The sequence below is a fragment of the Aeromonas sp. FDAARGOS 1419 genome (assembly GCF_019047045.1).
GTDB lineage: Bacteria > Pseudomonadota > Gammaproteobacteria > Enterobacterales > Aeromonadaceae > Aeromonas > Aeromonas veronii.
On the sequence record NZ_CP077209.1, the window covers coordinates 1,593,880 to 1,614,197 of the forward strand.

The following is a 20,318-nucleotide window of genomic DNA, read 5'->3' on the forward strand; positions in this document are numbered from 1 at the left end:
GGGCAATAGTAGTTTGCCCCCTGTGCGTCAACAACTGTCAGATGTGACAGGCAGGCCGCTATGGAACCGGAACTGCGGATCCGGCGAGCAGATTAGCTCGGCTTCCAGCTTGCCAAAGAAGGCCACCCGTTCGCTGATATCCTCCCCTGCGTACTGTTCGGCCAGGCTCAGGTAATCCTGATAGTGGCGCGCCTCGGAGCGCAGCAAAGAGACATAGAAGCGACTCAGCTCTTCATCCAGATGGGGCGCCAGCTTGGCAAAGCGCTCGCAGGAGCGGGCCTCGATATAGGCGCCGATGATCATCTTGTCGACGATGGTGGCCGGCTCATGGGTGCGCACATGCTGCATCAACTGGCGGGCATAGCGGGAGGCCGTCACCGGCCCGTATTCGATGCCGCGGGCCTGCATGATCTCCAGCACCTGCTCGAAGTGATGCAGCTCCTCCTGAATGAGCCGCACCATGGGAAACAGCAGCGGATTGCGCTCCAGCTCTGCAAACACGGTGCGATCAGACTCCCCCATGCTACGTTTGCCCAGAATCTCGGCCTTCTCCGGAATGGCATCCAGCTCGCGATAAAACTCCAGTTTGGGCAGCAGATGGCGCTTGCCCTTGGGCAGGCAGTAGCGGCGCACCAGACTGTGGGCAGTGAGTGCAGCCTTGGTCTCACAGTTGGCGTGATCGATGAGCAGGGTCGGTAAACGGGCCGGATCCCGCGCCATCTCTACCCACTCATCCGGGGTCTCGCACTGCAAAAACTGGCGCACTGGGGCTAGCAGATCATCCATCTGAACTCTCGTCTCTTAAAAGCGTATCGGTCATATATGTTGCCGCCTATGCTAGCGGATCCCGCTGGCCATGCCCATATCCGGCAAGATAAACGGATGTTTTTCAAACAGATACACCCTCCCCCTTCTGGCGGTGCGAGGTAGAAACGACAATGGGGGCCACTGGCCCCCATCTCTCTATCCCATCCTGCAAAACCGCAAACGTTTAACTGCCTTCGTTAAAAATTTCCAGATTGCTGGTGCCTTCCTGCCATTCACGCACCGCTTTGGTGTCATCGTTGCGCAGGGCATTGAGGTGGTCCAGATAGGACTGGTCCACGTCGGAGGTGACGTAGTGGCCATTGAACACCGAGGTCTCGAAGTGACGCAGATCCGGGTTGATCTCCCGCACGGCGGCTTCCAGATCTTCCAGATCCTGGAAAATCAGACCGTCAGCGCCAATCAGCTTGCACACCTCTTCCACTTCACGGCCGTGGGCGATCAGCTCGTTGGCTGTGGGCATATCGATGCCATAGACGTTGGGGAAACGAATTTCCGGCGCCGCCGAGGCGAAGTAGACCTTGGCTGCCCCCGCTTCACGGGCCATCTGGATGATCTGCTCGGACGTGGTACCACGCACGATGGAATCATCCACCAGCAACACCTTCTTGCCCTTGAATTCGGAGCTGATGGCGTTGAGTTTGCGGCGCACCGACTTCTTGCGCTGGGTCTGGCCCGGCATGATGAAGGTACGGCCGATATAGCGGTTCTTCACGAAGCCCTGACGGTATGGCAGATCCAGGGTGTGAGCGATCTCCAGCGCCACGTCACAGGAGGTCTCGGGGATGGGGATAACCACATCGACGTCGAGATCTTCCCACTCGCGGGCAATCTTCTGACCCAGCTTGCGACCCATGTTGAGGCGGGCGGCGTAGACCGAGACCTTGTCGATGCACGAATCGGGACGGGCGAAGTAGACGTATTCGAAGATGCAGGAGCTCATCTGCGGGTTCTCCGCACACTGCTCAGAGAAGAGCTGGCCCTGCTCGGTGATGTAGATGGCTTCACCCGGCGCAATATCCCGCACCGTCTCGAAACCGATGGCGTCGAGTGCCACGCTCTCGGAGGCGAGCATGTACTCCACCTGGCCCTGCTCGTCCTGACGACGACCGAGGATCAGCGGACGAATGCCGTTGGGATCACGAAAACCGATGAGACCATGGCCAATCACCAGCGAGACCACCGCATAAGCGCCGCGGATCTGCTGATGGGTTCTGCGCACCGCGGCGAAAATATCTTCGGGACGCAGCGCCATCTTGTCACAGCGATCCAGCTCGTGGGCCAGCACGTTAAGCAGCACTTCCGAGTCGGAGGTTGTGTTGATGTGACGGCGGGCGACCTTGAACTGCTGCTCCTTGAGCTCCTTGGCGTTGGTGAGGTTGCCGTTATGGGCCAGCACCATGCCGTAGGGCGAGTTCACATAAAAAGGTTGGGCTTCAGCGGCACTTGAGCTGCCTGCGGTGGGGTATCTGACATGACCTATGCCGATGTTCCCTTGCAGACGCTGCATGTGGCGCACTTCAAACACGTCCTTCACCAGGCCATTGGCCTTGCGTTGCCGGAAGTTTCCACTATCAATGGTCACGATCCCGGCGGCATCCTGTCCCCTGTGCTGCAACACCGTCAAGGCGTCGTAGAGGGCCTGATTGACGGGGGTGGTGCCAACTATACCGACAATACCACACATGTCTTTGCTACCTCGAAGTCACTATACCTGTTTAAGAAAACTGGATGAGTTCAACATGAACCCGAAAAACCACTGGATCACCGGCTTGAACTCCGGCACCAGCTTGGACGCCACCCACCAGTCGCTCTGGGAGAGGCTGGTGAAGGTATCCATGAAAAAAAGCAGGGCACTGACGATCAGCACCCCGCGAATTGCACCGAAGCAGACACCCAGCACCCGATCGGTACCGGAGAGACCCGTCTTGTCCACCAACAGGCCCACCACATAGTTGACCACGCTGCCGAGGATCAGGGTCGCCACAAACAGCGCCGCGATGGCCAGACCGTTGCGAACCAGCGCGTCGGAGAAGGAGGTGAAATAGACGGCGAGATCGGGATAGAAATGGCTGGCAATAAAGAAGGCGACGAACCAGGTGACAAGAGACATGGCCTCCTTGACGAAGCCGCGCACCAAGCTGATGAGAGCAGAGAAACCGACGATGCCGATGATGGCGTAATCAATCCAGACCATAGAAAATGATGTCCTGCGAAATTGCGGCGCAGTCTAACAAAAACGATTGCGCATTGCTTGATAAAAATGTGTTAACTGTTCAAAGCGACGCCGAAAAGCCGCATTTTTTCAGCACTAAAACGGTTGATCGGCGCCAGAATGCACAACGCCATGGCAATGCCATGGCGTTGTGGTCTGCGGTGTGAGCTTACCCGATGTGGGTCAGGCCACCCATGTAGGATTGCAGCGCAGCCGGGATGGCGATGCGGCCATCTTCCTGCTGGTAGTTCTCCATCACGGCAACCAGGGTACGACCCACCGCCAGACCGGAACCGTTCAGGGTGTGCAGCAGCTGCGGCTTGCCGTCGATGCGCACGCGAGCCTGCATACGGCGCGCCTGGAAGTCGGTGCAGTTGGAGACAGAGGAGATCTCGCGGTAAGTGTTCTGGGCCGGCAGCCACACTTCCAGATCGTAGGTCTTGGAAGCGCAGAAGCCCATGTCACCGGTAGAGAGCGCCATCACGCGATACGGCAGCTCCAGCAGTTGCAGCACCTTCTCGGCGTGACCCACCATCTCCTCCAGCGCATCCCAGGATTTCTCCGGGTGAACCAGCTGAACCATTTCAACCTTGTCGAACTGGTGCATACGGATGAGGCCACGGGTATCACGACCGTAGGAACCGGCTTCGGAGCGGAAGCAGGGGCTGTGAGCGGTCATCTTGATCGGCAGCTCTTGCGCGTCAAAGATCTCGTCACGGGCCATGTTGGTGAGCGGCACTTCGGAGGTCGGGATCAGAGAGAACTTGCGCACCTTGCCCTCTTCTTCCCCTTCACCTTCGATACCGGTATTGAACAGGTCCTGGGCAAATTTCGGCAACTGGCCGGTGCCATAGAGGCTGTCCGGGTTCACCAGATAGGGCACGTAGCACTCGGTGTAACCGTGTTGCTGGGTGTGCAGATCCAGCATGAACTGAGCCAGGGCACGATGCAGACGGGCAATCTGACCCTTCATCACTACGAAACGGGTACCGGAGAGTTTGACGCCATTCTTGAAGTCAACGCCCTTGGCCGCTTCGCCCAGATCGATGTGATCGCGTACCGGGAAGCTGAACTCGCGCGGGGTACCCCAGCGACGCACTTCCACGTTGTCGTTCTCGTCACGGCCCACCGGCGTGGTCTCGCTCGGCAGGTTGGGGATGGCGTCGGCAATGGCTTTCAACTGGGCCAGCAGGGCATCCAGCTCGACCTTGCTGGTTTCCAGCTCGTCGTTGATTTTGGTCACTTCGGCCTTGAGCGGGGCAACATCTTCACCACGACGGGCAGCTTCACCGATGGATTTGGAGCGGGCGTTGCGCTCGGCCTGCAGCTCCTGGGTACGGGACTGCAGATCCTTGCGTTTCTCTTCCAGAGCGTTGACAGCCGCTACGTCCAGAACGTAGCCACGTGTCGCCAGACGAGCGGCAGCCTCTTCGATATCGCTGCGCAGATATTTGGGATCCAGCATGGTTTACCTACTTTTTTAAAATGGGATCTGGGCCTGAGTCGTCATGACGGGCTGGGAAACAGATCCGGAAGTTAACATCGGTTGGCGCACCCCAATCGTCTTCAGAATCGGGCCTCAACAATCAGGCCTTCGAGATCAAGAAGATGGCGCAAGGCCAAGACAAGCGGGGTCAGACGGGCAGTGTAGCAGACCGCCCCCCCGCCCGAACAGGGACTATTTGTGTCGTTTTTACCGACTTTGGCACGCAAACCGTCCTGCATATTCAAACGCCTGACCAATTTTCAGCCATGCGAGGTAACAAAGGGGCTATTTGCCCCGTTGCTGCGGACTTTGCCTGTCCAGTTCATGGAGGTAATCGAGCTTCTGACCAATCTGCTTTTCAAGGCCGCGATCGGTGGGCTGGTAGTACTGCTTGCCGGCAAGCTCGGGCGGGAAATACTGCTCGCCCGCAGCATAGGCGCCCGGCTCGTCATGGGCATAGCGATACTCGGCGCCATAGCCCAGATCGCTCATCAATTTGGTCGGCGCATTGCGCAGGTGGACCGGCACCTCGAAGTCAGGCAGGTTTTTGGCATCATGAAGCGCCGCCTTCCAGGCGGTGTAGACCGCATTGCTTTTCGGGGCGCAGGCGAGATAGACGATCGCCTGGGCGATAGCCCGCTCCCCTTCCGCCGGCCCGATCCGATGGAAGCAATCCCAGGCTGACAGGGCGACCTGCATGGCACGGGGATCGGCATTGCCCACATCTTCCGAGGCAATCGCCAGCAAGCGGCGGGCAATATAGAGGGGATCGCAACCGGCACTCACCATGCGGGCGTACCAATAGAGCGCCGCATCCGGCGCCGAGCCGCGAATGGATTTGTGCACCGCCGAGATGAGGTCGTAGAAGTGATCGCCCCCCTTGTCGAAGCGGGCCACGTGCTCCCCCACCACGGCGGCGAGCAGGGCACTGTCGATCACCCGCGCCCCAGTGCTGTCGGTTTCGGCCATGTCGGCCAACAGCTCCAGATAGTTGAGGGATTTTCGCCCGTCTCCATCAACTGCCTTGGCCAACGCCTCTTTGACGCCGGGGGCGAAGGTGAGTGCCGGATCATTGAGACCACGGGGATCGGTCATCGCCTGATCGAGCATGGCGAGAATATCGCTCTCCTCCAGTCGTTTGAGCAGATAGACCCGGGCTCGTGAGAGCAGTGCGTTGTTGAGTTCGAACGAGGGGTTTTCGGTGGTGGCACCGATAAAGGTGATGGTGCCATCCTCGATGTGAGGCAGGAACACATCCTGCTGGCTCTTGTTGAAGCGGTGCACTTCATCCACAAACAGAATGGTGCGCACCCCGCGCCAGCTGTTCTCCTTCGCCTTGTCGATGGCGGCGCGGATCTCCTTGATACCGGAGGTGACCGCAGAGAGTCGCTCCACTTCCGCCTGGCAGTAGTGAGCCATCAGCTCCGCCAGCGTAGTCTTGCCGGTACCGGGCGGCCCCCACAGGATCATCGAGTGGCAGTGACCCGCCAGAATGGCTTTGCGCAGGGGCTTGTCAGCCCCCAGGATATGTTGCTGACCGATATACTGGTCGAGGTTTTGCGGCCGCATCCGGGCCGCCAGCGGACGAAAGTCCGATGAGAAATCCAGCGACAAGTTGCTCATCTGTATTGACCACCCAGCGTCACGCCACTCGCCTTTGACTGGCGCAGTGGCGAGCAATCCAACGACCGCTTACTCATTAGCGCTGATCGTCCAGCTCGACCCCCTTCGGGATCTTGAAAACAAATTCGTTGCCCTTGAGCACCGGCTTGCGGTTGAAGCTGCTCAGGGTGAATTCACTCCACTGCCCTTGCGCCTCTTTCACATCGAAACGACTGATGTTGTCTTGTCTGTCGAAGGTGACACGGAAGGAGGCAATCAGCTCATCCTTGTTGCGGCTGGTGACGGTGTAGACATCCCCCTCCTGAGTCACGTCATAGTTCTTCCAGAACTTGTCGTCATTGCCGGCAATCAGAATAAAGGGGGTGTTGAGCACCGCATCTTTCAGCTTGAGGGCGGTGACCTGCTCGACGAAGGGATCATAGACCCAGACATCCTGACCATCGGCCACGATCAGGCTCTCGTCCGGCGAGGTGGTGTGCCAGTTGAAACGGTTTGGCCGCTGCACCAGCAGATCGCCGCTGGCCTTTTGCAGCTCCTTGCCCTTGCTGTCATAGACGGTCTGGGCAAATTTGGCGGAGAAGAGGCTCACCCCCGCCAGCTTCTGTTTGAGATCGCTGGCCGCATCGGCCCACACCTGGCTGCTGGCCATCAGCAGCACGGTACCCATCAACAGTTGTTTTTTCATCACGCTCTTCATAAAGACGCTCTCGATAAAAGGCCACGCCCGTGGAGGGCATGGCCAGGGATAGGATGAAACGGTGAGGCTTAGTCCCGCACCGGCGGCGGTGCCAGCACGTCGCGCTGACCATTGCCACCCGGTGAGCTGACGATGCCCTGATTCTCCATCTGCTCGATGAGACGGGCTGCCCGGTTGTAACCAATCTTGAACTTGCGCTGGACGCTGGAGGTCGAGCCACGGCGGGACTCCACCACAAAAGCGACCGCTTCGTCGAACAGGGGGTCGAGCTCTTCATCGCCACCACCGCCATATTCGCCGCTGCCACCTTCGCCACCCGACTCACCGGAGAGGATCTCTTCGATGTAGTTCGGCTCGCCGCGCAGTTTCCAGTCCGCCACCACCTTGTGCACTTCGTGGTCATCGACGAACGCACCGTGTACCCGGGTCGGGTTGGAGGTCCCAGCCGGCATGTAGAGCATGTCGCCCATACCGAGCAGAGATTCGGCGCCCCCCTGATCGATGATGGTGCGCGAGTCGATTTTGCTCGATACCTGGAACGAGATCCGGGTCGGGATGTTGGCCTTGATAAGACCGGTGATGACATCCACCGACGGACGCTGGGTCGCCAGAATAAGATGAATACCGGCGGCCCGCGCCTTCTGGGCGATACGGGCGATCAGCTCTTCCACCTTCTTGCCGACGATCATCATCATGTCGGCAAACTCGTCCACCACCACCACGATGTGGGGCAGTTTCTCCAGCTCCGGCGGCATCTGATCCATGGAGTCACCCGGGCGCCACAACGGATCCAGCAGGGGTTCCCCCTCCTCGATGGCAGCCAGCACCTTGTCGTTGTAGCCCTTGAGGTTGCGCACCCCGACCGCCGACATCAGCTTGTAACGGCGCTCCATCTCCCCCACGCACCAGCGCAGGGCGTTGGCGGCGTCCTTCATATCGGTCACCACCTCGGTCAGCAGGTGCGGGATCCCTTCGTAGACGGAGAGTTCCAGCATCTTGGGGTCGATCATGATGAAACGCAGGTCATCGGGGGATGACTTGTAGAGCATCGAGATGATCATGGTGTTGACCCCTACCGACTTACCGGAACCTGTGGTACCGGCCACCAGCAGGTGCGGCATCTTGGCCAGGTTCACCACCACCGGCTCGCCGGCGATGTCCTGACCCAGGCCCATGGTGAGCGGGTTGCGGCTATCTCGGAAGGCATCGCAGTCGAGGGTTTCGCGCAGGTAAACGGTCTGACGCACCCGGTTGGGCAGCTCGATCCCCACGTAGGTCTTACCCGGGATCACCTCAACCACCCGCACGCTGCTGGCAGAGAGGGAACGGGCCAGATCGCGCGAGAGGTTGGTGATCTTGCTCGCCTTCATGCCCGGCGCCAGATCCAGCTCGAAACGGGTAATGACCGGGCCCGGATAGACACCCACCACCTTGGCCTGCACGTTGTAGTCGGCAAGTTTGGCCTCCACCAGACGGCCCATGCGATCCAGCTCATCCTTGCTCATCATCTGGGTCTTGGCTGGCGGTCTGTCCAGCAGTTCGATACTCGGTAACGGCGGCATTGTTGACTGCGGACGACGCTTGGGCTTGGTTGGTGCGACGGCTACCGGCGCGGCAACCTCGTCGTCCCCTTCGGCCCAGGGCAGATCCAGATCGTCCTCATCATCGTCATCGGCCACAGCCAGTACCGGCTGACGGCGACCATTGGCGGCCGCCACCGCACGTTTCGGCTTGGCAGCCGGAACCGGCTCATCATCTTCATCATCAAACTGAGGATCGAACTCGAAGGTATCGTCGTCGAGTTCCGGCAGCCACTCTTCGGCGGCAGCCTTCTGGTTCTTGGCCTTGGGCTTGCGAGTCCAGCTGGTGTGCGGCTCATCTTCCTCGTCATCAAACGCGATGGCCCCTACCCCGCCTTCCAGCAAGGGATCCGGCCCCTCGTTGCGGGGTTGACGCCAGCCACCGGTCAGCCAGCGGCCGAGGGTGGTCGGGAAGTTGTAAACAGCGCTGACCGAACCGGTACAGGCCGCGCCGATCTGCTCGACGATGGTGAGCCAGGACCAGCCGGTAAACAGGGTGATGCCGGTTGCCACGAAGCAGAGCAGCATCAGGTTGGCCCCGACGCCGCCAAACAGCGGCACCACGGCAGAAGCGATCACATCCCCCACCAGACCACCGGCGGAGAAGTTCTGCATATCGTTGAAGTTCATGCTGGCAATGGCCGACATGCCGAGCACGGTCAGGATAAAGCCGATGATCCGCACCCCCAGGGTGAGGTAATCCACATCGAGCAGACGGCTCGGGCGCCAGAAGAGACTCCAGCCCAGCAGCACCACCAGCGGCGGCACCAGATAGGAGAAGGCACCAAAGGTAAACATGGTGATGTCGGCGAGCCAGGCACCGGCACTACCGGCGAGGTTCTTCACCTCCCCTTGCCAGGAGGTCTGAGACCAGCCGGGATCAGCGGGATGATAGGACAACAGGGCAAGCAGAAGATAAGCAGCCATCAGGGTGATGGCGATCAAGACGGCTTCGAAGATCCGTTGTGTACCTGATAAAGGAGTAAACAGCTTTTTATCGGCCAAACTCCGGCTCCTTTCTGAAAACATGTAATGCAGGAAATAAGGGGGCCTAGTATCCCCGAAAAGCCCATCGATTGTCAGCCAGAGCCTGATGAGACGGGGCCATATTTGCAATTATCTTTACAAGAAGAAACGAGCGGACCGGCCGCTCGTTTCTGACTGTCATGGTGTCTCATATGGAAAAGATACCACGGCGTAACCTGCTTTATCGGGTGCTGATCACCAGACGACTGCTCTGCTTGACCTCTTCCATCACCACATAGGTGCGGGTGTCATTGACACCGGGCAGACGCAGCAGGGTTTCCCCCAACAGACGGCGGTAAGCCGACATGTCGCTGACTCGGGTCTTGAGCAGATAGTCGAAGTCACCGGAAACCAGATGACACTCCTGGATCTCTTCGAGTACCTGAACAGCCTTGTTGAACTGTTCAAACACATCAGGCGCCCCACGATTGAGGGTTATCTCTACAAACACCAGCAGAGATGCGTCCAGATAATGAGGGTTCAGAATAGCGGCATATCCTTCGATATAACCTTGTCGCTCGAGGCGACGAACCCGTTCCAGACACGGTGTAGGACTCAGGCCAACTCGCTTGGACAACTCAACATTCGAAATCCTGCCATCCTTTTGCAGTTCATTAAGAATGTTGCGGTCAATCCTGTCCAAATCCTTTAGCCGACTCTTAGCTTCCATCATTTTATTCCATCCTTTGGCTATTTTTTGGTAAGAATCACCAGTCATTTTATAATTATGGTCACAAATCCTGTCAATACCTGAATATACTAGGCGCAAATGTTGGTTAACATTTTGGCAACATGAAACACCAATCTATAGACGAGGGATAGCATGATTATCGGTGTACCTAAAGAGATAAAAAACCATGAATACCGCGTAGGCATGGTTCCGGCCAGTGTACGTGAACTGACAGCACGAAACCATACTGTTTTCGTCCAAAGCGGTGCCGGAAACGGCATTGGCTTCAGCGATGCAGATTATATCGCTGTTGGAGCCGAAATTTTGGCCTCTGCAGCAGAGGTTTTCGCCAAAGCCGAGATGATCGTCAAGGTCAAGGAACCTCAGCCTGTCGAATGTGCCATGCTGCGTCCGGGTCAAACCCTGTTCACCTATCTGCATCTGGCGCCAGACTTGCCCCAGACCGAAGCCCTGCTGAAAAGCGGCGCCATCTGTATCGCCTATGAAACCGTCACCGACGGCCGTGGGGGCCTGCCCCTGCTGGCCCCCATGTCGGAAGTCGCAGGTCGCATGTCTATTCAGGCAGGTGCCCAGGCGCTGGAAAAATCGCGCGGTGGTAGCGGTGTGCTGCTCGGCGGCGTACCCGGTGTCGAACCGGCCAAGGTGGTGATCATCGGTGGCGGCGTGGTCGGCTCCAATGCAGCCCGCATGGCCATTGGCCTGCGCGCGGATGTGACCATCCTCGACAACAACGTCGATACCCTTCGCCGTCTCGATAACGAGTTCCAGGGAGCGGCCAAAGTGGTCTATTCCAACAGCGAGACCCTGGAACGCCATCTGCTGGCGGCCGATCTGGTCATCGGCGGTGTGCTGGTGCCGGGTGCCACTGCGCCAAAACTTGTCCGCCGTGACCACATTGCGCGCATGAAGCCGGGTTCTGCCATCGTCGATGTGGCCATCGATCAGGGCGGCTGTGTGGAAACCTCCCACGCCACCACCCACCAGGATCCGACCTATATCGTCGATGAGGTGGTGCACTACTGTGTCGCCAACATGCCAGGGGCGGTGGCCCGCACCTCGACCGTGGCGCTCAACAATGCCACCCTCCCCTTTATTATCAAGCTGGCCCAGCAAGGGTATCGTCAGGCACTGCTGAACGATCCCAACCTGCTGCACGGGCTCAACGTGATGGAGGGCAAGCTCACCTGCAAGGAAGTGGCCGTGGCGCATGGCCTTGCCTACACGGATCCCCTGACCCTGCTGAACTGATCTGCTCTGGCCTGCGCCAGTTGGAGATGAGTGAAAATCCGCCCGCGATGGGCGGTTTTTTTATCTCTTTTTCATGCCCGACCGGACTGCGCAGTGATGCAGGAAGCCGATTGAAACAATCGACTCACTGGCCTTTGACCCCGGATCACGAATTACCTACAATCGCGCAAAATCATCACGTCTCGGAAATCACATCATGAGCCAAGTCACTCACAGCAAATTGCTGATCCTGGGGTCAGGCCCGGCCGGTTACACCGCGGCCGTCTACGCCGCCCGCGCCAACCTCAATCCCCTGCTCATCACCGGCATGCAGCAAGGGGGTCAGCTGACCACCACCACCGAAGTGGAAAACTGGCCCGGCGATCCGGAAGGGCTGACCGGCCCGGCGCTGATGGAGCGCATGAAAAACCATGCTGAGAAGTTCGATACCCGCATTCTGTTCGATCACATCAACAGTGTCGAATTGACCCAGCGCCCGTTCCGCCTCAAGGGTGACAATGGCGAATACACCTGTGATGCCCTGATCATCGCCACCGGTGCCTCCGCCAAGTATCTGGGTTTGCCCTCCGAAGACGCCTTCAAGGGGCGCGGTGTCTCCGCCTGTGCTACCTGTGACGGTTTCTTCTACCGCAATCAGGAAGTGGCGGTGATCGGCGGCGGCAACACCGCAGTTGAAGAAGCCTTGTATCTGGCCAACATCGCCAAGAAGGTGCACCTGATCCACCGCCGCGACGAATTCCGTGCCGAGAAGATCCTGATCAAGCGTCTGCACGACAAGGTTGCGAGCGGCAATATCGTGCTGCACACCCACCAGACCCTGGACGAAGTGCTGGGTGATCAGATGGGAGTCACCGGTGTGCGCCTGCGCAACACTCAGGACAACAGCACCAGCGAGCTGCCACTGATGGGTGTCTTCATCGCCATCGGCCACCAGCCCAATACCCAGATCTTCGATGGCCAGCTGGAGATGCAAAACGGCTATCTGAAGGTACGTGGCGGCCTCGACGGTTTTGCCACCCAGACCAGCATTGAAGGTGTCTTCGCTGCCGGCGATGTGGCCGACCACAACTACCGTCAGGCGATCACCTCTGCCGGTACCGGCTGCATGGCAGCCCTCGATGCCGAACGCTACCTTGACGCGCAATAAACAAGCGCAGTTGTGATATAAGGCATACCAGTCGGTATGCCTTTTTTATTTAAAGGAGTCTAATGAAACAGAAGATATTGATTGTCGAAGATAGCCTGACCATCCGCCGTATGCTGACTCAGGCCATTGCCCAGCAAACTGGCCTCGAGATTGACGCCTTCGATACCCTCGAAGGCGCCCGTCACTGCCGGGGCGAGGAGTATGTGGTCGCGCTGGTGGACCTGACCTTGCCGGATGCGCCCCGTGGCGAAGCGGTCAACGAGCTGCTGGCTCGAGGTTTGCCGGTGGTGATCCTCACTGCCGACATCAGCGAGGATAAACGTGCCGCCTGGCTGGAAACCGGCGTGCTGGACTATGTGATGAAGGATTCGCGCCACTCGCTGCAATATGCCGTCAGTCTGGTGCACCGCCTCTATCTCAACCAGTCCATCGAAGTGCTGGTAGTCGACGACTCACGCACCTCCCGTCACCGCACCATGGCCCAGTTGCGCAAGCAGTTGTTGCAGGTGCATGAGGCCAGTCATGCCCGTGAAGCGATGGCGATGCTGGAGCAACACCCGGACATCCGGCTGGCACTGGTCGACTACTATATGCCGGATATCGATGGCATCAGTCTGGTGCGGATGCTGAGAGAGCGTTACAGCAAGCAGCAGCTCGCGATTATCGGGATCTCGGTCTCGGACAAGCGCGGTCTCTCTGCTCGCTACCTCAAGCAAGGCGCCAACGACTTTCTCAACCAGCCGTTCGAGCCGGAAGAGCTGCAGTGTCGGGTCAGCCACAATCTGGAAGCGCTCGAGCAGTTCAACAGCATTCAGGAGTCAGCCAATCGTGACTACCTGACCGGTCTCTACAACCGGCGCTACTGGTTCAACGAAGGGCAAAAATGGTTTGAAGAGCATCAGCGCCAACAGACGCCTCTTGCACTCTGTGTGCTCGATGTGGATCACTTCAAGCAGGTCAACGATCACTGGGGCCATGCCATCGGCGATCAACTGCTCTGCCATCTGACCCGGCTACTGACACAGTTCTTCCCCGATGCCATGATCGCCCGGTTTGGAGGAGAGGAGTTTGCCATGATGGTGCCTCACTGTACCGTCCCCGTGTTGATCAAGCGTCTTGAAGGGCTGCGTCAGCAGCTGCGCCAGCAACCCTTGTCACCGGAAACCCCGCTCTTTGTTCGCGCCAGTTACGGCGTGATCAGCGTCGGGCGGATATCCATGGACGAGGCGCTGAGCGTAGCGGATCGGCTGCTCTATCAGGCAAAGAACACCGGTCGCGACAAGATAGTCTCTCAAGAGACAGCTATCTGAATCCTCAGGGCATCAGTCCCGTGTATTACCGCCCGACAGACTTTTCAGCAGGAGAGTCTGCGGGTTCCTTTCCTGCCACAGTCTCCCCATCACCGAGACTATCGAAAGTCAGTAAGTCTTGTCGACCCGCACCCCATCATCGAAGTAGAGAATGCGCACCTTGTCCCCGTTGGTAAAGACCATAGCGGGATCATAATCCTGGATCACGTTGATAAGGGCATTTTGCTCGTTGCGGATCAGCAGCTCCACCAACTTGTTTTCCACCACGGTTCCCCCGGACTGGTATTGCTGCGCAGCCGCAGCACCCGCGAGCGCCCCGACGGCGGTGGCGATTTCACGGCCATGACCGCCGCCAAACTGGTTCCCCAGCAGGCCGCCCAACACAGCCCCCCCCAGCGTCTTCCAGCCAGAGTGCTCTGACTCCAGGATCTGGCGCTGGGTAATATTGCGCACCGTTTCGACCTGACCAAACACCACCTGATTGACTGGCCGCGCGGTATTGCGCTGGTAGACCTCCGCCCCGGCGGGCGCAGTGACAAAGCAGAGCAAGCTGGATACTATCAGGATAATGGCCTTCATCTATGAACCTCGTTGCCTTATGTCTCGCTATCTTACCCAACTGGATGATGAGCTTTGCTGGTTTCCCGACCCCAGCCATGCGCTGGAAGAGCCCAACGGCTTGCTGGCGATCGGCGGGGATCTATCCCCTGCCAGATTGCTGGCAGCTTATCACAAGGGGATCTTCCCGTGGAATGAACCCCACCAGCCGACCCTGTGGTGGTCACCGGATCCCCGCGGAGTGATCCGCCCAGACCAACTCCATGTGGGACGGACACTGCAGAAGATTATCCGTCGAACCCCATTCGATATTTCTGTCAATCGCGCCTTTAATGAAGTCATTACCGCCTGCGCCGCCCCTCGTCGCACTGCCGATGGCACCTGGATCAGCCAGCCCATGATCGAGGCCTACCAGCAGTTGCACCGGCTGGGTCATGCCCACTCTATCGAGATCTGGCAGGAGGGAGAGCTGCAAGCGGGACTGTATGGCCTCTCTATCGGCCGACTGTTTTGCGGTGAATCCATGTTCAGCCGGATTGATAACGGCGCCAAACTTGCCATGGTGGCACTCTGTCGCCACTTTTCACGCCATGGTGGAGCACTTATCGATTGCCAGATGCAAAACCCGTTTCTGGCGACCCTGGGTATCGAGGAGTGGCCAAGGGCCCGTTTTCTGGCTGAGCTGGCGCGCCTTGGCCATCAACCACTATTGGCTTCCTGCTGGCGAGAGGGGGAGATCAACTTATGACTGAAGAAGTGATCCTCAAAGTAGGGCTGACTCCCAAGCATCCCTGCAGTTATCTGGACCATGAACAGGAGCAATTGCTGGTGCTGATGGATCACAATCTGCTCAACGCCAACGGTTACGAGCGATTGTTGACTGCCGGTTTTCGCCGCAGTGGCAACGACATCTATCGCCCCCACTGCCCGGCGTGCCATGCCTGCCAGTCCCTTCGTATTCACAGCGAACGCTTTCGTCCCAGCCGTGGCCAGAAGCGGATCCGCCAGCTCAACAGGGATATCGAGATCGTCCTGAGCTATGATGACAAACCCGAGTATTACCTGCTCTACGAACGTTATATCCGCGAACGCCATCAGGATGGCAGCATGTATCCCCCCAACCGCAGCCAGTATCGCGGGTTTCTCCATTGTGACTGGATGCCGCCGCTCTACCTGGAGATGCGCAAAGAGGGCCGCCTGATCGGTGTCGCCACCACAGACCTGCTGCCCCACTCCTTGAGCGCCATGTACACCTTCTTCGATCCGGATTATGCCGATCGCTCCCTGGGCACCTTTGCCATCCTCTGCCAGCTCGATCTGGCCAGGAGAACCGGGCGAAGCTGGCTCTATCTTGGCTATCTGGTAGAGGCGTGTCGCAAGATGAATTACAAACGCAATTACCTCCCTCACGAGCTGTTAATTCAGGGGGAATGGAAAAATATCGACACCAAGCCCGAGTAAACTTTACACATAGCCTTAAATCCGGCATGATCCAGCGGTTTTTTGTTGTGGCTTATCAAGAGGATTCAATGGCTAAAGAAGACAGTATTGAGATGCAGGGCACTATTCTCGAAACCCTGCCCAATACCATGTTCCGTGTGGAACTGGAGAATGGTCACGTGGTTATCGCTCATATTTCAGGCAAGATGCGCAAAAACTACATTCGTATCCTGACTGGAGACAAAGTAACGGTAGCACTGACTCCCTACGATCTCTCCAAGGGACGTATTGTTTTCCGCTCTCGCTAAGCCAGGAATTCAGCAAAAAACCCCAACCTTTCGGTTGGGGTTTTTTGTCGTTTTCTGATCACTGACGCTTAGTGGGAAACAGCTTCAACATTGACCTGAAAATCAAAGCTGAGGCTGTCATTTACCAACTCAACCTTCACAATTCCCCCGTCAACCAGTGAACCGAACAGGATCTCGTTGGCCAGGGGTTTCTTGAGGTGCTCCTGGATTACCCGCCCCATCGGTCTGGCGCCCATGGCTCTGTCATATCCCTTCTCTGCCAACCAGTGGCGGGCACGCTCGGAGACCTCGAGAGAGACCCCCTTCGCATCCAGTTGAACCTGTAACTCGACAATGAACTTATCGACCACCTGATGGATCACCGTCATATCGAGATGGTTGAACCAGATGGTGTGATCAAGCCGATTACGGAACTCCGGACTGAAGGTCTTGTTGATCACCGCCATGGCATCGTGGCTCAAATCCTGTTGCTGGAAGCCAATCGATTTGCGTTGGGTCTCCTGCACACCGGCGTTGGTAGTCATCACCAAAATGACGTTACGGAAATCCGCCTTGCGCCCGTTGTTATCGGTCAGGGTGCCGTTGTCCATCACCTGCAACAGCAGGTTGAACACATCCGGATGTGCCTTCTCAATCTCGTCGAGCAGCACTACCGAGTGGGGATGCTTGATCACCGAATCAGTCAGCAAACCGCCCTGCTCAAAACCGACATAACCGGGAGGTGCCCCGATCAGGCGAGAAACGGTGTGGCGTTCCATATACTCGGACATATCAAAGCGCAACACCTCGACTCCCAACGCCTTGCCCAACTGCTGAGTCACCTCTGTTTTACCGACACCGGTGGGACCGGCAAAGAGGAAGCAGCCAACCGGACGACGCTCATTACCCAAACCTGAGCGTGAGAGGCGAATCGCATCTGTCAGCACCTCGATGGCTTTATCCTGACCAAAGACCACCATCTTCAGATTGCGCTCCAGGTTCTTCAGCACCTCTTTATCCGAGGAAGAAACTGATTTCTCCGGAATACGGGCAATCTTGGCGACGATGGTTTCTATCTCCTGCACATTGATCACTTTCTTGCGCTTGCTCGCCGGCAGCAACCGCTGACCGGCACCCGCTTCGTCGATCACGTCGATCGCCTTGTCGGGCAAGTGACGATCATTGATGTACTTGGCAGAGAGCTCGGCAGCTGCACGGATCGCCTTGGCGGTATAGCGCACGCCGTGGTGGGCTTCGTAGCGACTCTTGAGCCCCATCAAGATGCGAGTGGTGTCATCGATAGTCGGCTCGACAATATCGATCTTCTGGAAGCGACGGGCCAACGCACGGTCTTTCTCGAAGATCTGGGCGTACTCCTGATAAGTGGTGGATCCCACACAGCGGAGCAAACCATTGGAGAGCAGCGGCTTGATCAGGTTGGCCGCATCCAGCTGACCACCGGATGCCGCACCGGCACCAATGATGGTATGGATCTCGTCGATAAAGAGGATGGCCCCTTCCTGACGCTCAATCTGCTTGAGCAGTACCTTGAGGCGCTTCTCGAAATCCCCACGGTATTTGGTGCCCGCCAGCAAAGAACCCATATCCAGCGAATAGATGGTACTGCCCGCAATCACCTCGGGGACATCACCCTTGACGATGCGATAGGCCAGCCCTTCGGCAATGGCTGTTTTCCCCACGCCCGCTTCACCCACCAGCAACGGGTTGTTCTTGCGACGACGGCAGAGCACCTGAATCGTACGATTAAGCTCCTGATCACGACCGATGAGCGGATCGATGCGCCCTTCCAGCACCAGCTGGTTCAGGTTGGTGGCAAAGCTCTCGATCTGTGCGGCCGAGACATCATCATCAGACTCCGGATTGTTACTACCAACATCCGGTTTGCTGTCCTTGCGCACCCCGTGGGAGAGGAAATTGACGACGTCGAGACGGCTGATCTCGGCTTTTTTCAGGAAATAGGCAGCTTGCGACTCCTGCTCGCTGAAGATCGCGACCAGTACGTTGGCACCACTGACTTCAGTATTGCCGGAGGATTGCACATGGAAGACCGCACGCTGCAACACGCGCTGGAAGCCCAAAGTCGGCTGGGTTTCCCGATCTTCATCATCGCGCGGTATGAGCGGAGTAGTTTGGGTGATGAATGCGCGGATCTCTTTGCGCATCTGCTCGACATCGGCACCACAGGAGCTCAGCGCCTCATGGGCTGAACTGTTATCCAGAAGGGCTAACAACAGGTGCTCGACGGTCATGAATTCGTGGCGCTCGTCACGGGCCAGTTTGAAAGCCTCGTTCAGCGTCTTTTCTAGATCTTTATTCAACATAGGCACCTCCCCTAGTACAGCTACAATGTGGTGTCACACTCGCCATCAAGTCATCAGATTCAAGCCTTTTCCATAGTACAGAGCAGTGGATGTTCGTTGTTACGTGCATAGGTGTTGACTTGGACAACCTTGGTTTCGGCGATCTCTGCGGTAAACATGCCGCAGACACCCTTACCACTATAATGCACACTCAGCATGACCTGAGTCGCCTTGTCCAAATCCATACCAAAGAACTTTTGCAGCACCTCCACCACAAACTCCATGGGCGTGTAGTCATCGTTGTTCAACACAACCTTATACATGGGTGGCGGCTGCAGCTTTGTTTTCTCTGCTTCTGCAATCTCTTCATTAGCAAAGAGTTCTTTCTGCTTGCTCATAATCGCGCTTTGGTACCTCTAGATTACTACCGTCTAACACAAGGTTGTCAATAGACTTGTTAACCAGATCACATCAGCTGTTAACAACTTCTTGACTCGCTCAAAAGTTAGACTAGATTGGTTACTTGCTAATCTGTGCCCGTCTGCTATGGGCTCATGTCCCTAGTTATAATGGGCTGGCGCAGGTTACTCAACGACTTCTGGGTAATCAATAAAAGGATGTAGAAGTATGGCAACCGGCACAGTTAAGTGGTTTAACAACGCAAAAGGATTTGGGTTTATCTGTCCGGAAGGGGGCGGTGAGGATATCTTCGCTCACTACTCCACGATTCAAATGGAGGGCTACAAGACCCTGAAAGCGGGTCAGGCTGTCAATTTTGAACTGCAACAGGGGCCGAAAGGAAATCACGCCTCTGTGATTGTGCCAAACGAAGCACAAAATATGTAAATAACATCCGTTGGATAAATAAAAAACCGGTTCCTCTCTGAGCAACCGGTTTTTTATTGTCAGATTTCTGGCGAATCCTGCCTCCTCACGGGATCACAGGTTATCGCCAACCATGATCAGTCGTGATATTCACTGCAGGCGATCAGGGTATTTTCCATCAGGCTGGCGACCGTCATCGGGCCCACGCCACCGGGTACCGGGGTAATGAAGGAGGCATGGCTGCGCGCCGTCTCAAACTCCACATCCCCAACCAGCGAGCCATCAGCCAGGCGATTGATACCCACATCAATTACCAGTGCTCCCGGTTTGATCCACTCGCCAGGTATGAAGTTGGGCTTGCCGACCGCAACAACCAGCAGATCGGCACGGCGTACCTGATCTTCCAGATCCCGGGTAAAGCGGTGACAGGTCGTAGTTGTGCAGCCCGCCAGCAGCAATTCGAGAGTCATGGGACGCCCCACTATGTTGGACGCTCCCACCACGACAGCATGCAGACCATGTGTCTTCACGCCGGTGGTCTCGATCAGTGTCATGATCCCTTTCGGAGTGCAGGGGCGCAGCGCCGGAATACGTTGGGCTAGACGACCGACGTTATACGGGTGAAATCCATCTACATCCTTGTCAGGCTGGATCCGCTCCAGCACCAGAGTGGTATCGAAGTGATCCGGCAGCGGCAACTGAACGAGGATCCCGTCAACAGTTGGATCATCATTCAGCTGATCGATCAGCGCCAACAACTCATCCTGACTTGCAGTTGCACTCAGGTCATATGAGCGAGAGTGAAAACCGACCTCTTCACAAGCCCGACGCTTGCTGCCGACATAAACCTGAGAGGCAGGATCTGCCCCCACCAGAATGACTGCCAGCCCTGGAGCCCGTTTCCCTGCAGCCAACCGCTGTTGGACCTGTGCCGCGACCTGGCTGCGAATCGTTTGCGCAACCTGTTTTCCATCTATGATTTTGGCAGACATCGTTCTCCACTCACCATGTGTTCAACTGCCGCGCATTGTCGCATTTT

The 20,318-nt window shown here is 57.2% G+C and carries 19 protein-coding genes; 7 read left to right on the forward strand and 12 right to left on the reverse strand.

What is annotated here, in order from left to right:
• Nucleotides 1-27 precede the first annotated feature (27 nt).
• From miaE to lrp, 8 genes are all read right to left on the reverse strand, one after another.
• Nucleotides 28-786 (reverse strand): tRNA-(ms[2]io[6]A)-hydroxylase, encoded by a 759-nt coding sequence (miaE, locus tag I6L49_RS06960; RefSeq protein WP_005346385.1) that lies wholly within the window; start codon nucleotides 784-786, stop codon nucleotides 28-30.
• A gap of 205 nt (nucleotides 787-991) precedes the next feature.
• Nucleotides 992-2,512 (reverse strand): amidophosphoribosyltransferase, encoded by a 1,521-nt coding sequence (gene purF, locus I6L49_RS06965; RefSeq protein WP_005351229.1) that lies wholly within the window; start codon nucleotides 2,510-2,512, stop codon nucleotides 992-994.
• Nucleotides 2,513-2,533: 21 nt separating this feature from the next.
• The gene (locus tag I6L49_RS06970) at nucleotides 2,534-3,022 is read right to left on the reverse strand and encodes a CvpA family protein (protein WP_005337086.1); all 489 of its coding nucleotides are present in this window, start codon (nucleotides 3,020-3,022) and stop codon (nucleotides 2,534-2,536) included.
• Nucleotides 3,023-3,209: 187 nt separating this feature from the next.
• On the reverse strand, nucleotides 3,210-4,505 hold the full coding sequence (gene serS / locus I6L49_RS06975) for a serine--tRNA ligase (protein ID WP_005337087.1): 1,296 nt from the start codon (nucleotides 4,503-4,505) through the stop codon (nucleotides 3,210-3,212).
• A 306-nt stretch (nucleotides 4,506-4,811) separates the two neighbouring features.
• A complete protein-coding gene (locus I6L49_RS06980; protein WP_021230553.1) occupies nucleotides 4,812-6,149 on the reverse strand; it encodes a replication-associated recombination protein A in 1,338 nt (445 codons plus the stop codon).
• 76 nt (nucleotides 6,150-6,225) lie between these two features.
• Nucleotides 6,226-6,834 (reverse strand): outer membrane lipoprotein chaperone LolA, encoded by a 609-nt coding sequence (gene lolA, locus I6L49_RS06985; protein WP_041236057.1) that lies wholly within the window; start codon nucleotides 6,832-6,834, stop codon nucleotides 6,226-6,228.
• 80 nt (nucleotides 6,835-6,914) lie between these two features.
• Nucleotides 6,915-9,431, reverse strand: a complete 2,517-nt coding sequence (locus I6L49_RS06990; protein ID WP_139463894.1) for a DNA translocase FtsK — start codon at nucleotides 9,429-9,431, stop codon at nucleotides 6,915-6,917.
• A gap of 202 nt (nucleotides 9,432-9,633) precedes the next feature.
• Complete coding sequence (gene lrp, locus I6L49_RS06995; RefSeq protein ID WP_005300047.1) at nucleotides 9,634-10,125, reverse strand: leucine-responsive transcriptional regulator Lrp; 492 nt, start codon at nucleotides 10,123-10,125, stop codon at nucleotides 9,634-9,636.
• A 150-nt stretch (nucleotides 10,126-10,275) separates the two neighbouring features.
• Here lrp and ald point away from each other — a divergent pair, with 150 nt between their 5' ends.
• The 3 genes from ald (at nucleotide 10,276) to I6L49_RS07010 (ending at nucleotide 13,848) form a co-directional block, all read left to right on the forward strand.
• Nucleotides 10,276-11,391, forward strand: a complete 1,116-nt coding sequence (ald, locus tag I6L49_RS07000; protein WP_005351212.1) for an alanine dehydrogenase — start codon at nucleotides 10,276-10,278, stop codon at nucleotides 11,389-11,391.
• A gap of 196 nt (nucleotides 11,392-11,587) precedes the next feature.
• On the forward strand, nucleotides 11,588-12,538 hold the full coding sequence (trxB, locus tag I6L49_RS07005) for a thioredoxin-disulfide reductase (protein ID WP_216950961.1): 951 nt from the start codon (nucleotides 11,588-11,590) through the stop codon (nucleotides 12,536-12,538).
• Nucleotides 12,539-12,600: 62 nt separating this feature from the next.
• Nucleotides 12,601-13,848, forward strand: coding sequence for a diguanylate cyclase (locus I6L49_RS07010; protein WP_005351207.1), 1,248 nt, complete (start codon nucleotides 12,601-12,603; stop codon nucleotides 13,846-13,848).
• Nucleotides 13,849-13,956: 108 nt separating this feature from the next.
• On the opposite strand, the gene I6L49_RS07015 is transcribed toward I6L49_RS07010, so the two are convergent.
• On the reverse strand, nucleotides 13,957-14,427 hold the full coding sequence (locus I6L49_RS07015; RefSeq protein WP_058059142.1) for a glycine zipper 2TM domain-containing protein: 471 nt from the start codon (nucleotides 14,425-14,427) through the stop codon (nucleotides 13,957-13,959).
• Between the two features lie 19 nt (nucleotides 14,428-14,446).
• Here I6L49_RS07015 and aat point away from each other — a divergent pair, with 19 nt between their 5' ends.
• The 3 genes from aat (at nucleotide 14,447) to infA (ending at nucleotide 16,154) form a co-directional block, all read left to right on the forward strand.
• Nucleotides 14,447-15,154: a leucyl/phenylalanyl-tRNA--protein transferase gene (gene aat, locus I6L49_RS07020; protein WP_216950963.1), complete on the forward strand. Its 708-nt coding sequence runs from the start codon at nucleotides 14,447-14,449 to the stop codon at nucleotides 15,152-15,154.
• Nucleotides 15,151-15,867, forward strand: coding sequence for an arginyltransferase (locus I6L49_RS07025; RefSeq protein ID WP_216950965.1), 717 nt, complete (start codon nucleotides 15,151-15,153; stop codon nucleotides 15,865-15,867). Before aat ends, I6L49_RS07025 begins: the two co-directional genes overlap by 4 nt.
• A 68-nt stretch (nucleotides 15,868-15,935) precedes the next feature.
• Nucleotides 15,936-16,154 (forward strand): translation initiation factor IF-1, encoded by a 219-nt coding sequence (gene infA / locus I6L49_RS07030; protein ID WP_005300033.1) that lies wholly within the window; start codon nucleotides 15,936-15,938, stop codon nucleotides 16,152-16,154.
• A gap of 68 nt (nucleotides 16,155-16,222) precedes the next feature.
• Here infA and clpA read toward each other — a convergent pair whose 3' ends face one another.
• Both clpA and clpS read right to left on the reverse strand, forming a co-directional pair.
• Entirely contained in the window at nucleotides 16,223-18,475 is a 2,253-nt protein-coding gene (clpA, locus tag I6L49_RS07035; RefSeq protein ID WP_216950968.1) for an ATP-dependent Clp protease ATP-binding subunit ClpA, read from the reverse strand.
• A 59-nt stretch (nucleotides 18,476-18,534) separates the two neighbouring features.
• Nucleotides 18,535-18,852: an ATP-dependent Clp protease adapter ClpS gene (clpS, locus tag I6L49_RS07040; protein ID WP_005337111.1), complete on the reverse strand. Its 318-nt coding sequence runs from the start codon at nucleotides 18,850-18,852 to the stop codon at nucleotides 18,535-18,537.
• A 229-nt stretch (nucleotides 18,853-19,081) separates the two neighbouring features.
• On the opposite strand from clpS, the gene cspD reads away from it, so the two are divergent.
• Nucleotides 19,082-19,300 carry a cold shock-like protein CspD gene (gene cspD / locus I6L49_RS07045; protein WP_005300025.1) on the forward strand — a complete coding sequence of 73 codons (219 nt, stop codon included), beginning with the start codon at nucleotides 19,082-19,084 and terminating at the stop codon, nucleotides 19,298-19,300.
• A gap of 116 nt (nucleotides 19,301-19,416) precedes the next feature.
• On the opposite strand, the gene folD is transcribed toward cspD, so the two are convergent.
• Entirely contained in the window at nucleotides 19,417-20,271 is an 855-nt protein-coding gene (gene folD, locus I6L49_RS07050; RefSeq protein WP_216950969.1) for a bifunctional methylenetetrahydrofolate dehydrogenase/methenyltetrahydrofolate cyclohydrolase FolD, read from the reverse strand.
• Nucleotides 20,272-20,318: the final 47 nt, after the last annotated feature.